Origin of the sequence: Pseudonocardia halophobica (genome assembly GCF_027922425.1) — a bacterium.
GTDB lineage: Bacteria > Actinomycetota > Actinomycetes > Mycobacteriales > Pseudonocardiaceae > Pseudonocardia > Pseudonocardia halophobica.
Genome location: NZ_BSFQ01000004.1, coordinates 44,222 through 56,408, shown reverse-complemented (window position 1 = coordinate 56,408; position 12,187 = coordinate 44,222). Strand labels below are relative to the sequence as shown.

Sequence of the window (12,187 nt, the reverse complement as noted above, 5' to 3'; positions counted from 1 at the left end):
CTCGAGGAGGGACCGGCGGTATGCGACGGCGAACGGTCTGGGCGCTCCTCGCGGTGCTGTGCGTGCTCCTCGCCGGCTGCGGGCTCCGCGGTGCCGGACAGGCGGGCGGCAGCGACACCTACGTGCTGCGCTTCTCCCACGTCGTCACGGCCAAGACGCCGAAGGGCAAGGCGGCGCAGCGGTTCGAGGAGATCGTCGAGCAGCGCTCCGGCGGCCGGATCGCGGTCGAGATCTACCCCAACTCGGAGCTGTTCGGCGACGAGGACGAGCTGCAGGCCCTCCAGTCCGGGGCGGTGCAGATGCTGGCCCCCGCCAGCGCGAAGTTCACCACGATCGCCCCCGAGCTGCAGGTGCTCGACCTGCCGTTCCTGTTCCGGGACGTCGAGGACATCCCGCGGGTCGCGTCCCCGGACACCGCCGTGGGACGCGCGATCTTCGGCAACCCCGAGCTGGCCCGCCGCGACATCGTCGTGCTCGAGCTCTGGGACAACGGGCTCAAGCAGCTGTCCTCGAACACCCGGATGACCGCGGCCGAGGACCTCGCGGGGCTCCGCTTCCGCATCCAGCCCTCGGACGTCCTGCGCGCCCAGTTCGCCGCCTGGGGCGCCCAGTCGACCCCGCTGGCCTTCGCCGAGGTCTACAACGCCCTGCAGCAGGGGCTGATCGACGGCCAGGAGAACCCCTGGTCGAACATCGAGTCCCAGAACATGCACACGGTGCAGCGGTACATCACCGAGTCGGACCACGGCTACGTCGGCTACGTCCTCACGATCAACCGGCCGTTCTTCGAGGGGCTCCCGCCGGACCTGCAGCAGGTCGTCCGCGAGGCGGCCACGGAGTCCGCCCACTACAACCGCGAGGTCGCCGCCCAGCTCAACGAGGAGGCGAAGAAGACGATCGCCGAGGCCGGCACCACGGAGATCGTGCAGCTGACGCCCGAGCAGCGGGCCGCGTTCGAGGCCTCGGTCGTGCCGAAGGTGTGGGACGAGCAGGCGGACGTCATCGGCCGGGACGTCGTCGACGAGCTGCTGGCCCAGCGTCGGGCGGGTGGTGCGTGATGGCCGGGTTCGACCGCGTCCTGACCCGGGTGGAGAACGTGCTGGCGGCCGGGTCGCTGGGGCTCGCCGCGCTGGTCGCGATCGTCGCCGTGCTGCTCCGCACGATCACCGGGCAGATCCTCTTCTGGTCGGAGGAGGCCGTGATCCTCCTCGTGATCACGTCGACCTTCCTCGGCGCCGTCGTGACCCTGCGCTACGACGAGCACGTCAACGTCGACCTGGTCGCGCTGTTCCTCGGCGAGCGCGGCAAGCGGGTCCTCGCCCTGGTCGGGATCGCCGTCACGCTGGTCTACCTCGGGATCGTCGGCGCCTTCGCCTGGCTCGTCCTGGCGGAGCCGTACGCCCGGCTGACCCTGACCCCGGCGTTGAAGCTCCCGCTCTGGCTCGCGACCCTCCCGGTCCCGGTCGGGTTCACGCTGATGTTCGTGCGGGCCTGCGAGATCGCCTCCCGCATGCTCCGGGGCCGCGACCCGTATCCCGAGAAGACGGCCGAACGGGAGGCGGAGCAGGCCGCGGAGCGGGAGGCCGAGGGCGCCGCCGCGCGGGACGACGAGCCGGGGCCCCGGCGCGCGGACGACGGCGACGGGGAGGCCGGCCGATGAGCGCCGCGGCGATCGCCCTGCTGGTCACCCTGCTGGTCCTGCTGCTGTCGTCGGCCCCGATCGCCGTGGCCCTCGGGCTCACCACCTTCCTCTACTTCTTCTACTTCACCACCATCCCGCTCACCCAGGTCCCGGAGACCCTGACCAACGCCCTGAACAGCTTCCCGCTCGTCGCGATCCCGTTCTTCGTGCTCGCCGCCACGATCATGAGCCGGGGCGGGATCAGCAGACGGCTCACCGAGGCCGGGCTCGCGGCGGTCGGCGGCTACCGCGGCGGCCTGGCGATGACGGCCGTGCTGTCCTGCGTCTTCTTCGCCGCGATCTCGGGCTCGAGCCCGGCCACCGTCGTCGCCGTCGGCACCCTGCTCATCCCCGCGATGATCCGGGCCGGCTACGGCCGGGACTTCTCGACCGGGCTCATCGCGACGTCCGGGTCGCTGGGCATCCTCATCCCGCCGTCCATCCCGCTGATCGTGTACGGCATCGCGACCGAGACCTCGATCGGCGACCTCTTCCTCGCCGGGATCCTGCCCGGCCTGCTCGCCGGCGCCCTGCTGCTGGCGATGGTCGTGGTCGTCTCCCGGCGGCGCGGCTACGGGACCGGGGCGACGGCCGTCGACATGACCCGGGCGGAAAAGGTCCGTGCCTTCCGGGACGCGATCCTGTCGCTGCTGCTGCCGGTGTTCGTGCTGGGCGGCATCTACGGCGGCTTCTTCACCCCGACCGAGGCCGCGGCCATGGCCGTGGCCTACGCGCTGCTCGTCAGCCTGCTCGTCTACCGGGAACTGTCGTGGCGCGACATCGGGCCGATCCTGCTGCGGTCGGCCCGGACCTCGGCGATGGTCATGTTCATCATCGCCAACGGCATTCTGTTCTCCTTCGTGCTCACCTACGAGCGCATCCCCGCCGAGGTCACCGGCGCGCTGCTCGCCCTGAACCTGCAGCCCTGGCAGTTCCTGCTGCTGGTCACGGTCCTGCTGCTGATCGTGGGCTGCTTCATGGAGACGTCGAGCGCGATCCTCATCCTCGCGCCCATCCTCTTCCCCATCGCGACCGAGCTCGGCGTGAACCCGGTCCACCTCGGGATCATCATCGTCATGAACCTGGAGATCGGCATGGTCACGCCGCCGCTCGGGCTGAACCTGTTCGTCGCCAGCGGGATCTCGCGGATGAGCGTGCTGCGCGTGGCGCGGGCGGCCCTGCCCAGCGCCGGGGTCCTGCTGATCGCCCTGCTGATCGTCACCTTCGTCCCGGTGATCAGCCTCGCGCTGGTGGAGTGACTAGCCTGGCCGCATGCCCATGGTGATCGACGACGAGGGCCGCGAGGTCGACGTCCCGGCGAAGGTCGAGCGGATCGCGTCGATCGTGCCCTCGCTGACCGAGGCGGTCGGGGCCACGGACGTCTCCCGGCTCGTCGCCGCCACGGACTGGTGCACCCACCCCGGGGACCTCGACGTGCCGCGGGTGCGCGGCACCAAGAACCCGGACGTCGAGGCGATCGTCGCGCTCGAGCCGGACCTGGTGCTGGCCAACCAGGAGGAGAACAAGCCCGGCGACCTGCAGCGGCTGCGCGACGCGGGGCTCGCCGTCTACGTGACCGACATCCGGACCGTCGACGGCGGCCTGGACTCGCTCGGCCGCATGCTCGCGGCCTGCGGGTTCGACGAGCCGGGGTGGCTCGCCGAGGCCCGCCGCCTGTGGGCCGCCCTCCCGGAGCCGGCCGAGCGGCGCCGCGCGGTGGTGCCGATCTGGCGCAAGCCGTGGATGGCCTGCGGCTCGGACACCTTCACCGGCGCGGTGCTCGCCCGGTTGGGCGTGGACAACGTGCTCGCCGGCTCCCCCGAGCGCTACCCGCGGTTCGACCCGGCCGACCTGCCCGCGCACGATCTCGTGGTGCTGCCGGACGAGCCGTACCTCTTCACCGCCGACGACGGCCCCGAGGCCTTCACCGCCCCGTCCGTGCTGGTCAGCGGGCGGCTGCTGACCTGGTACGGGCCGAGCCTGGTGGAGGCGGCGCGGGTGCTGCCCGCGGCGTTGCGGGACCAGGTGCGGCGCGGCTAGGACGCCTGCGGGAGGCGGGCCTCCCGCAGCGCGCTGCGGCGGACCTTGCCGGCGTCGTCGCGCAGGGGGTCGGCGGTGAGCTCGACGGTCCGCGGCACCTTGTACGGGGCGAGCCGGCCGCGCACGAACTCGCGCAGCTCCTCCCCCGTGACGTCGCCGTCGTGGTTGCCGCCGACCTGCACGATCCCGTGGACCACGCTGCCGTAGTCCTCGTCCGGGAGCCCGATTACGGCGGCCGAGAGCACCGCGGGGTGCTCGCACAGCGCGGACTCGACCTCCGCCGGGTACACGTTGGCCCCGCCGACCAGGATCATGTCGGTCTGCCGGTCGGCGAGGAAGAGGTAGCCGTCGGCGTCGAAGGAGCCCATGTCCCCCAACGACTCCCACCCGTCGCGCTCGCGCGCCTCGGCGCCGATGTACCGGTAGGTCGTCGCCTCCCCGTCCGGCCGCATCCAGATCTCGCCGACCTCGCCGGGCGGGAGCTCGCGGAAGTCCTCGCCGCGCACGCTCATCCGGCCGCGCTGCACGCGCCCGACCGAGCCCGGGCGCTCCAGCCACTCGCGGCCGTCGATCATGCAGTTGGCCTGCGCCTCGGTGCCCGAGTACAGCTCGATCACCGTCTCCGGCGTCGCCACCCAGTCCAGCCAGCCCCGCTTCACGTGCGGCGGGCAGGGCGCGCCGACGTGCAGCACGGTCCGCAGCGACGACAGGTCCGCCGCCTCGCGGACCGCCGCGGGCAGCCGCAGCATCCGGCCCATCATCGTGGGCACCACGTAGAGCCAGGTCGCGCGGTGCCGGGCCACGAGGTCGAGCGCGCGGGCGGCGTCGAACCGTCCCATGAGGACGACGTGGTGCCCCTGCAGCAGCGCCATCAGCGAGAACATGTACGGCGCGTTGTGGTAGAGCGGCGCGGTCGACAGGAACACCCCGTCCCGGTCGATCCGCAGCAGCGGGGCGCGCGCGAGCACGGCCTCCACGCTCGCCACCTGCCCCGCCACGATCAGCTTGGGGCGGCCGGTGCTGCCCCCGGAGGTGGGCGCCTTCCACGAGGGTCCGACGACGTCGGGCAGCGGCGTCGCCTCGCCGGTCGTGAGGTCCTCGTCGCCGGTCAGCCAGGGCCGGCCGTCGCCCGGGTCGAGGCCCACGACCAGCGCCGGGTCCGCGATCTCCACCAACGCGGCGAGCTCCGCGGGCGGGAGCCGGTGGGACAGCGGCTGCGGCACCGCGCCGAGCTTCCACGCGGCCAGCGAGCACTCGACGTGCCGGATCCCGTTGGGCAGCGCGATCGAGACGAAGTCGCCGTGCCCGACCCCGAGCCCGGCGAACCGGCGGGCCAGCCGGGTGGAGCGCTCGTCGAGCTCCCGGCGGGTGACCCGGCCGTGCTCGTCGGTGAGCGCGACGGCGTCCGGCGCGGCGGCGGCCAGCTCCCGGAGCCGGACGGCGAGTGCGGTCCCGTCGCTCACGTGCGTGCCTCCCGCACAGCGGGGCCGGGGGCGGGCTTTCCGGGCGGCGTCCGGGTCGGAACGTCGGTGCGCGAGTTCGCGGGGCAGCGCATGCGCGGCCGGTGGGCGTGAGCAGACATCTCCGCGAGCATCGCTCACGGCCTCCTGCAGGGCAAGGTCACCGAGGGGGGCCGAGTGCCGACCGCTGCGCTGACCCGCGGCCCGTCCCCGGTACCGATCGTCCCGCGACGCCCTCATCGGGGCTTCCGCCCCCTCCCGGATCGGCCGCCCGGCACGGTCCCTCGGCCCTGTCGGCCGCCGACGCGGGCTCTCTAGCGTGGGCGTCCCCGTCCGGTTCCCAGAGGAGGCGACGATGGACCTGCAGACGATGTTCGACCGCCTGACCGACGCCTGGAACGCCCACGACGTCGACGGGTTCGTGGCCCCGTTCGCCGAGGACTGCGAGCTCACACTGCCCGGGTTCGACGCCAAGGGCCGTCAAGGACTGCGCGACTTCTGGGCCGAGAACGAGAAGTCCTTCCCCCGACAACCAGGTCGTCGTGCACCGCACCTACCTGGACGGCGACACGATCGTCGAGGAGTCGCTGTTCCGGGGGACCAACACCGGACCGCTGGGCAACCCCGACGGCACGGAGACCCCGGCGACCGGGGCTCGCATCGAGGTCCCGTTTGCCGGCGTCTACACGGTCCGAGGCGACCAGATCGTCCGTGTTCGGTATTACTGGGACCAGCTGGACATGATGGCGCAGCTCGGCCTGCTGCCGCAGTAGACGGTCGTGCCGCGCGCCGCCGAGGAGCCCGGTCGAGCCCGCCGCGGGCTCCCCCACGGCGCGCGGCGGCCCTACCGGCTCGCCTTCAGCAGGTCGGCGCACTTCTCGCCGACCATCATCGTGGTGATGTTGGGGTTGATCGCGGGCAGGAAGGGCAGCACCGACGCGTCGGCCACCCGCAGGTTCTCCACCCCGCGCACCCGCAGCTGCGGGTCCAGCGGCGCCTTCGGGTCCGTCGCCGGACCCATCTTCACCGTGCACGCCGGGTGGTAGACGGTGTTGTGCGTCTTGACGATGTAGTCCTCGATCTCGTCGTCCCGCACCGCCTCCGGCCCCGGTGCCAGCTCCCCCGCCACCCACTCCTTCAGCGCGGGCTGCTCGGCGACGCGCCGGGCCAGCCGGATCCCCTCCGTCATGACCCGCATGTCGTGGCCCTCCGGGTCCGTGAAGTACCGCGGGTCCACGCGGGCGCGGTCGCGGAAGTCCCGGCTGCGCAGCCGCACCGTGCCCCGCGACCGGCCGCGGGTGACGTTCGGGGTGAGGCAGAAGCCGTTGTCCGTGGTCGGGTAGCCCCAGCGCACGGTGTTGAGGTCGAACGGCACGGACCCGTAGTGCATCATCAGGTCCGGCCGGTCGAGCCCCGGCTGCGTGCAGTGGAACAGCCCGATCTCCCACCACTGCGTGGAGCGCTCGACCATCGGCCGCGCGGCGTCCCACATGACCAGGCCCTCGACGTGGTCGTCGAGGTTGGCCCCGACGCCCGGGGCGTCGACCAGGACCTCCACGCCGAAGTCCCGCAGGTGCTCGGCGGGTCCGATCCCGGAGAGCATCAGCAGCTTCGGGGTGTCGATCGCGCCGGTGGAGAGGATCACCTCGCGGTTCGCGCGCACGACCTGGCGGCCGGGCCCGATGCCGCGCTGGTACTCGACGCCCGTCGCGCGCGTGCCGTCGAACAGGACCCGCGAGGCCCACGAGTCGGTGCGGACCTCCAGGTTCGGGCGCGTCGCCATGATCGGGTGCAGGTAGCTGACCGACGCCGACGACCGGGTGCCGTCCGGGAACGAGTTGATCTGGAAGAAGCCGGCGCCCTCGGTGATCGTGACGCCCTCGTTGAACCGCACGGTCGGCATCCCGACGGCCGCGCACGCCTCGAGCACCGCGACGCCGCACGGGTCGTCCGGCGGGACCTGCATGAGGTTCACCGGGCCGGAGCGGCCGTGGCCCTCCCACGGGCCGTCGTTCGTCTCCAGCCGGCGGATCAGCGGCCAGCACTCGTCGGCCGACCAGCCGTCACAGCCCAGCGACGCCCACTCGTCGAGGTCCTCGCGCGGGGTCCAGAACGCGATGCAGGAGTTGTGCGAGGAGCAGCCGCCGAGCACCCGGGCGCGGGCGTGCCGCAGGAAGGAGTTGCCGTTCTCCTGGGGTTCGACGAGGTAGTCCCAGTCGTAGCCGGAGTCGAGGAGGTACATCCAGTCCTCGAGGCGCAGGATCGCCGGGTCCCCGACGTCGGACGGGCCCGCCTCCAGCAGGCACACGGTGACCGACGGGTCCTCGGACAGCCGGGCCGCGAGCGCGCAGCCCGCGGAACCGCCCCCCACCACCACGTAGTCGAACGTGTCGCCGTCGCCGTTGCCCGGCGCCTCCCCGATGTGCGCTCCCGTCACGGCAGCTCCCCCTCCATCTGCTCCATCTGCCGGGCCATGTGCTCGGGCAGCGTGCCGAGCCGGTGGCGGCCCTTGAGCCGGAACCACAGCAGCCCGATCAGCGCCACCGCGCCGATGAAGATGAACGCGATCCAGCGCAGGACGCCCTCGCCGTAGACGTCCGCGCGGGGCCAGGCCAGGTTCAGCGCCATCGCGGCGCCCCACAGCACGGCCAGGATGTTGACCGGCAGGCCCAGCCTGCCGAGCGAGAAGTAGCCGCTCGTCCGCGCCTCGGGCCCCGGCCACTGCCCGCGGAGACGCTTGAGCAGCATCGGCCCCGTGACCAGCAGGTACGCCAGGTAGATCATGATGATCGCGACGCTCGTGACGGCCGTGAAGATCGCCGGCGAGCCGATGTTGACCACCAGGATCAGCACGGACGCGACGCCGATCAGGATCGCCGGGACGACCGGCGTCTTCCGCTTCGGGTCGATCTTGGCCAGCCGGGCGCCACCCGGGAGCGCGTTGTCGCGGGCCATCGCGAACATCAGCCGGATCGCCGCGGTGTGGACCGCGAGCGCGCAGACGGTGATCGCGATGATGATCGTGACGAGGAAGATCTTGCCCAGCGTGCTGCCCAGGGCCTGGATGACGATCAGCTGCAGGCCGCCGCTGCTCTCGCCCAGCGCGGGGTCGGCCAGGTTCGGTGCCGCGAGGATGCCGAACAGCAGGATGAGGCCGCCGATGACGAAGGAGGCGATCACCGCGCGCAGGATCGCCGTGGGCGCCGTCCGCCGCGGGTCGACGGTCTCCTCCCCCAGCGAGCTGGCGGTGTCGAAGCCGTACATCACGTACGCGCTGGCGAGCGAGGCGACGAGGAACGCCGCGAAGTAGCCGCCCGGCTGGCCCGCGCCGATCCCGTTCGTGTCGAGCAGCACCGACGGCGGGTTGACGATGTTGACGCCGAGCAGGATCACCAGCAGCACGGCCGCGATCAGCTCGATGAACACGCCGGTGCTGTTGATCCGCGCCATCAGCTTCACGCCGAACGCGTTCACCAGGGTGGTGAAGAGGATGAGGATCGCACCCCAGATGACGGCGCTGACCGCGAAGTCGGTGTCCCCGGTGCCGTCGCCCACGAGCTGGAAGCCGGACCAGATCTGCGGCAGCGTGACCTGGTAGGCCAGCACCACGGCGGTCAGGGTGACCACGGACGCGGTGAACATCATCCAACCGGCGAGCCACGACGTCGTCGGACCGGCCAGGCGCTTGGACCAGTTGTAGACCGAGCCCGCCACGGGGTAGCGGCCCGCGAGCTCGGCGAAGCACAGCGCCACCATGATCTGGCCGGCGAACACCATCGGCCAGGACCACCAGTACATCGGGCCGCCGAACCCGAAGCCGAAGTAGAACAGCTGGAAGGTGCCGGTGAGGATCGAGATGTAGCTGACGCCGGCGGCGAAGCTGGCGAACTTGCCGATGCTCCGGTCGAGCGACTGGCTGTAGCCGAACTCGGAGAGTCCGTGGTCGTGCTGCTCGTTCTCGGTGGTGCTCACACAGGCCTCCGACGAGGATCAGCCCTTGAACCACCCCTGCGGCGCGGGGGCGGTGTTGTGCCACACGTGCTTGGCCTCCTGGTACTCGTGGAGGCCGGCGTGCCCGAGCTCGCGGCCGTTGCCGGACCGCTTCATCCCGCCCCACTCCGCACCGGGCACGTACGGGTGGTAGTCGTTGATCCACACGGTGCCGTGCCGCAGCGCCGAGGCGACCCGGTGCGCGCGGCCCATGTCCCGGGTGAACACCGCGCCGGCCAGGCCGTACTCGGTGTCGTTGCCCAGCTCGATCGCCTGCTCCTCGGTGCTGAAGCGCTCGACCGTGAGGATCGGCCCGAAGGTCTCCTCCCGGATCACCCGCATGTCGCGGGTGACGTCGGTGATCACCGTCGGCAGGTAGAAGAAGCCCTTGGCCAGCGCGGGGTCGTCCGGGCGGGCGCCGCCGCACACCACCGTCGCGCCCTCCTCCCGCGCCGCGCCCACGAAGCCCTCGATCTTGGCCCGGTGCGCCTCGGACACCAGCGGCCCGACCTCGACGCCCTCCTCCAGGCCGTTGCCCAGCCGGATCCGGCCGGCGCGCCGGGCGACCTCGGCGACCAGGTCGTCGTGCAGGGAGTCCTCGACGATGAGCCGCGCCCCCGCTGAGCACACCTGCCCGGAGTGCAGGAACACCGCGAGCATCGCGTAGTCCACGGCCAGCTCGAAGTCGGTGTCGGCGAAGACGATGTTCGGGTTCTTGCCACCGAGCTCCACGGCCGTGCGCTTGATCGTCTCGGCCGAGGCGCGGATGATCGCGCGGCCGGTGGCGAGGCCGCCGGTGAAGCTGACCATGTCGACGTCGGGGTGGCCCGTCAGCGGGGCGCCGACCGTGGGCCCGTCGCCCAGCACGATGTTGACGACGCCGGCCGGGACCCCGGCCTCCTCGCACAGCTTCACGAGGTGGATCGAGGTGAGCGGGGTGACCTCGCTGGGCTTGATCACCATCGTGTTGCCCGCCGCCAGCGCGGGCGCGACCTTCCACGACAGCTGCAGCAGCGGGTAGTTCCACGGCGTGACCAGCGCGCACACGCCGACCGGCTCGTGCACCACCCGGCTGACGACGGCCGGGATCCCGGTCTCGACCAGGCGTCCGGCGTCCTTGTCGGCCAGGTCGGCGTAGAAGCGGAAGACCGCGGTGACGTCGTCGACGTCGATCCGGCTCTCGGGCAGTGTCTTGCCGGTGTCGAGGGTCTCGGTGTGCGCGATCTCCTCCTTGTCGCGCACGAGGAGGCCGGCGATGCGACGGAGCAGCGCGCCCCGCTCGGGTGCCTCGGTGGTCCGCCAGGGCCCCGCGGTGTCGTCGAAGGCCCGGCGCGCGGCGGCCACCGCACGGTCCACATCGGCCGCCGAGGCCTGGTCCACCGACCGCACCACCGAGGCGTCGAAGGGGTTCACCACCTGGGCGGACCCACCCGACCCGGAGGTCCACCCGCCGTCGACGAAGAGGTCTGGCACGGCGGTGAGAGTGCTCCGATCACCCTGCACGGTCAAGCAGATCGGGCGACACGACGACTATAGTTCCGCCATGAGCAACACGGAGCGCCCACGCGACGGGGGCGTGCAGTCCGTGGACCGCGCCATCACCGTCCTCGAGATCCTGGCCCGCCGCGGGGAGGCCGGGGTCAGCGAGGTGGCCGCCGAGCTCGACGTCCACAAGTCCACCGCCTTCCGGCTGCTCGGCGCGCTGGAGGACCGGGGACTCGTCGAGCAGGCCACGGACCGCGGCAAGTACACCCTCGGGTTCGGACTGATCCCGCTGGCCGGCGCCGTCTCCGGGCGGCTCGACGTCACGCGGCTGGGCCGGGAGGCCTGCGAGCGGCTGGCCCAGGAGTTCGGCGAGACCGTCAACATCGCCGTGCTGCAGGACCGGCACGCCGTCAACGTGCACCAGGCCCGCGGCCCCTCGACCGTGCTGACCTACAACTGGATCGGCCGCATCACCCCGTTGCACTGCACGTCCAGCGGCAAGGCACTGATCGCCTGGCTCGAGCCCGCCGACCTGAACCCGCTGCTCAAGGACGTGCTCGACCATCCGGAGCGGTTCACGGAGAACACCCTCACCACCCGCGACGAGGTCGTCGCCGACCTGGGGCGGGTCCGGGCGACGGGGTACGCGGTCGTCGTCGAGGAGTACGAGGTCGGGCTCAACGCCGTGGCCGCGCCCGTCCGGGACCAGACCGGCGGGGTCGCCGCGGCGCTGTCCCTCTCCGGCCCCGCCTACCGCCTCCCGCCGGAGCGCCTCGAGGACCTCGCCCCGACGGTCGTCACCGCCGCCCGGGACATCAGCCGCAGGTTGGGCTGGTGGGACCAGGAGTGATGTAGCCTTACATCATGCACCGCACCCAGGTCCTGCTCGAGGACGAGCAGTACCTGCGCCTGCGCGAGGAGTCGGCACGTACCGGCCGCTCCATCGGCGACCTCGTGCGCGATGCGGTGGAGAAGCGGTACGGCACGTCGCGGGCGGCCCTGCGCGCCGCACTCGACGGGGCGTTCGGCGCGGCGGACGAGGGCGACTTCGACGACCTGGCCGGCGAGGAGTACGTCGACCGCGCCCGGGGTGCCTGGGCCGATCGCGACGCCCGGCTGGGGTGGACCCGCTGATCCTGCTCGACACGTCCGTCCTGGTCGACCTGCTGCGCGGCCACGAGGGCTGCCGGACGGCGCTCGACCGCGCCTACGACGAGGGCGAGCAGCTCGCCGCGGCCACGCTGACGAAGGTCGAACTGCTGCGCGGCATGCGCAGCCCGGAGAAGGCCGCGGTCCGCGGGCTGCTCGACGCCCTGCTGCTCGTGCCGCTCGACGACGCCGTGGCCGAGCGGGCCGGTGCCTACGCCCGCCGGTACCGGGCGTCGCACCGCGGCGTCGACGTCCCGGACTTCGTCATCGCGGCCACCGCCGCCCACCTCGATGCACCTCTGTGGACCCGGAACGTGAGGCACTTCCCGATGTTCGAGGGCCTCACCGCGCCGTACTGAGCGCGGTCGGTGGCGCTCCGGCA

11 protein-coding genes and 2 pseudogenes are annotated in these 12,187 nt (G+C 72.3%); 9 read left to right on the top strand and 4 right to left on the bottom strand.

What is annotated here, in order from left to right; all coding sequences use genetic code 11:
- Window positions 1-20: 20 nt before the first annotated feature.
- The 4 genes from PKE99_RS06530 to PKE99_RS06515 are packed head-to-tail and all read left to right on the top strand — an operon-like array spanning window position 21 to window position 3,721.
- Window positions 21-1,058, top strand: a complete 1,038-nt coding sequence (locus PKE99_RS06530) for a DctP family TRAP transporter solute-binding subunit (protein WP_037040508.1) — start codon at window positions 21-23, stop codon at window positions 1,056-1,058.
- Entirely contained in the window at window positions 1,058-1,660 is a 603-nt protein-coding gene (locus PKE99_RS06525) for a TRAP transporter small permease (RefSeq protein ID WP_037040507.1), read from the top strand. The genes PKE99_RS06530 and PKE99_RS06525 overlap by 1 nt, the downstream gene beginning before the upstream one ends.
- Window positions 1,657-2,940, top strand: coding sequence for a TRAP transporter large permease (locus PKE99_RS06520; protein WP_037040506.1), 1,284 nt, complete (start codon window positions 1,657-1,659; stop codon window positions 2,938-2,940). Before PKE99_RS06525 ends, PKE99_RS06520 begins: the two co-directional genes overlap by 4 nt.
- Window positions 2,941-2,959: 19 nt before the next feature.
- Entirely contained in the window at window positions 2,960-3,721 is a 762-nt protein-coding gene (locus PKE99_RS06515; RefSeq protein ID WP_037040503.1) for a helical backbone metal receptor, read from the top strand.
- On the opposite strand, the gene PKE99_RS06510 is transcribed toward PKE99_RS06515, so the two are convergent.
- Window positions 3,718-5,184, bottom strand: coding sequence for an AMP-binding protein (locus PKE99_RS06510; RefSeq protein ID WP_037040501.1), 1,467 nt, complete (start codon window positions 5,182-5,184; stop codon window positions 3,718-3,720). The two genes, PKE99_RS06515 and PKE99_RS06510, sit on opposite strands and share 4 nt — an antisense overlap.
- A gap of 352 nt (window positions 5,185-5,536) precedes the next feature.
- Here PKE99_RS06510 and PKE99_RS38955 point away from each other — a divergent pair.
- Together PKE99_RS38955 and PKE99_RS06505 are read left to right on the top strand one after the other, a co-directional pair.
- Window positions 5,537-5,686 (top strand): annotated as a pseudogene (locus PKE99_RS38955) (nuclear transport factor 2 family protein); the annotation flags it as partial.
- A gap of 19 nt (window positions 5,687-5,705) precedes the next feature.
- Window positions 5,706-5,954: pseudogene (locus tag PKE99_RS06505) on the top strand (ester cyclase); the annotation flags it as partial.
- A gap of 71 nt (window positions 5,955-6,025) precedes the next feature.
- Here PKE99_RS06505 and PKE99_RS06500 read toward each other — a convergent pair.
- From PKE99_RS06500 to PKE99_RS06490, 3 genes are read right to left on the bottom strand one after another with little or no spacing between them, the layout of a single operon-like run.
- A complete protein-coding gene (locus PKE99_RS06500; protein WP_231498029.1) occupies window positions 6,026-7,618 on the bottom strand; it encodes a GMC family oxidoreductase in 1,593 nt (530 codons plus the stop codon).
- Window positions 7,615-9,153: an APC family permease gene (locus PKE99_RS06495; RefSeq protein ID WP_037040499.1), complete on the bottom strand. Its 1,539-nt coding sequence runs from the start codon at window positions 9,151-9,153 to the stop codon at window positions 7,615-7,617. Before PKE99_RS06495 ends, PKE99_RS06500 begins: the two co-directional genes overlap by 4 nt.
- 18 nt (window positions 9,154-9,171) lie before the next feature.
- Window positions 9,172-10,644, bottom strand: a complete 1,473-nt coding sequence (locus PKE99_RS06490; protein WP_037040496.1) for an aldehyde dehydrogenase family protein — start codon at window positions 10,642-10,644, stop codon at window positions 9,172-9,174.
- A 70-nt stretch (window positions 10,645-10,714) separates the two neighbouring features.
- Between PKE99_RS06490 and PKE99_RS06485 the strand changes: the two genes are divergently transcribed.
- Genes PKE99_RS06485 through PKE99_RS06475 form a run of 3 tightly spaced genes read left to right on the top strand, consistent with a single transcriptional unit; the run spans window position 10,715 to window position 12,164 of the window.
- Window positions 10,715-11,506 (top strand): IclR family transcriptional regulator, encoded by a 792-nt coding sequence (locus PKE99_RS06485; protein ID WP_037040495.1) that lies wholly within the window; start codon window positions 10,715-10,717, stop codon window positions 11,504-11,506.
- Window positions 11,507-11,520: 14 nt separating this feature from the next.
- Window positions 11,521-11,790 carry a ribbon-helix-helix protein, CopG family gene (locus PKE99_RS06480; RefSeq protein WP_037040492.1) on the top strand — a complete coding sequence of 90 codons (270 nt, stop codon included), beginning with the start codon at window positions 11,521-11,523 and terminating at the stop codon, window positions 11,788-11,790.
- A complete protein-coding gene (locus tag PKE99_RS06475; RefSeq protein ID WP_197040440.1) occupies window positions 11,778-12,164 on the top strand; it encodes a type II toxin-antitoxin system VapC family toxin in 387 nt (128 codons plus the stop codon). Before PKE99_RS06480 ends, PKE99_RS06475 begins: the two co-directional genes overlap by 13 nt.
- Window positions 12,165-12,187: the final 23 nt, after the last annotated feature.

Excerpts from the sequence above, each read along its gene's own strand:
- PKE99_RS06485 (WP_037040495.1), top strand. The coding sequence starts at position 10,715 with ATGAGCAACACGGAGCGCCCACGCGACGGGGGCGTGCAGTCCGTGGAC.
- PKE99_RS06520 (WP_037040506.1), top strand. The coding sequence starts at position 1,657 with ATGAGCGCCGCGGCGATCGCCCTGCTGGTCACCCTGCTGGTCCTGCTG.
- PKE99_RS06525 (WP_037040507.1), top strand. The coding sequence starts at position 1,058 with ATGGCCGGGTTCGACCGCGTCCTGACCCGGGTGGAGAACGTGCTGGCG.
- PKE99_RS06530 (WP_037040508.1), top strand. The coding sequence starts at position 21 with ATGCGACGGCGAACGGTCTGGGCGCTCCTCGCGGTGCTGTGCGTGCTC.
- PKE99_RS06480 (WP_037040492.1), top strand. The coding sequence starts at position 11,521 with ATGCACCGCACCCAGGTCCTGCTCGAGGACGAGCAGTACCTGCGCCTG.
- PKE99_RS06515 (WP_037040503.1), top strand. The coding sequence starts at position 2,960 with ATGGTGATCGACGACGAGGGCCGCGAGGTCGACGTCCCGGCGAAGGTC.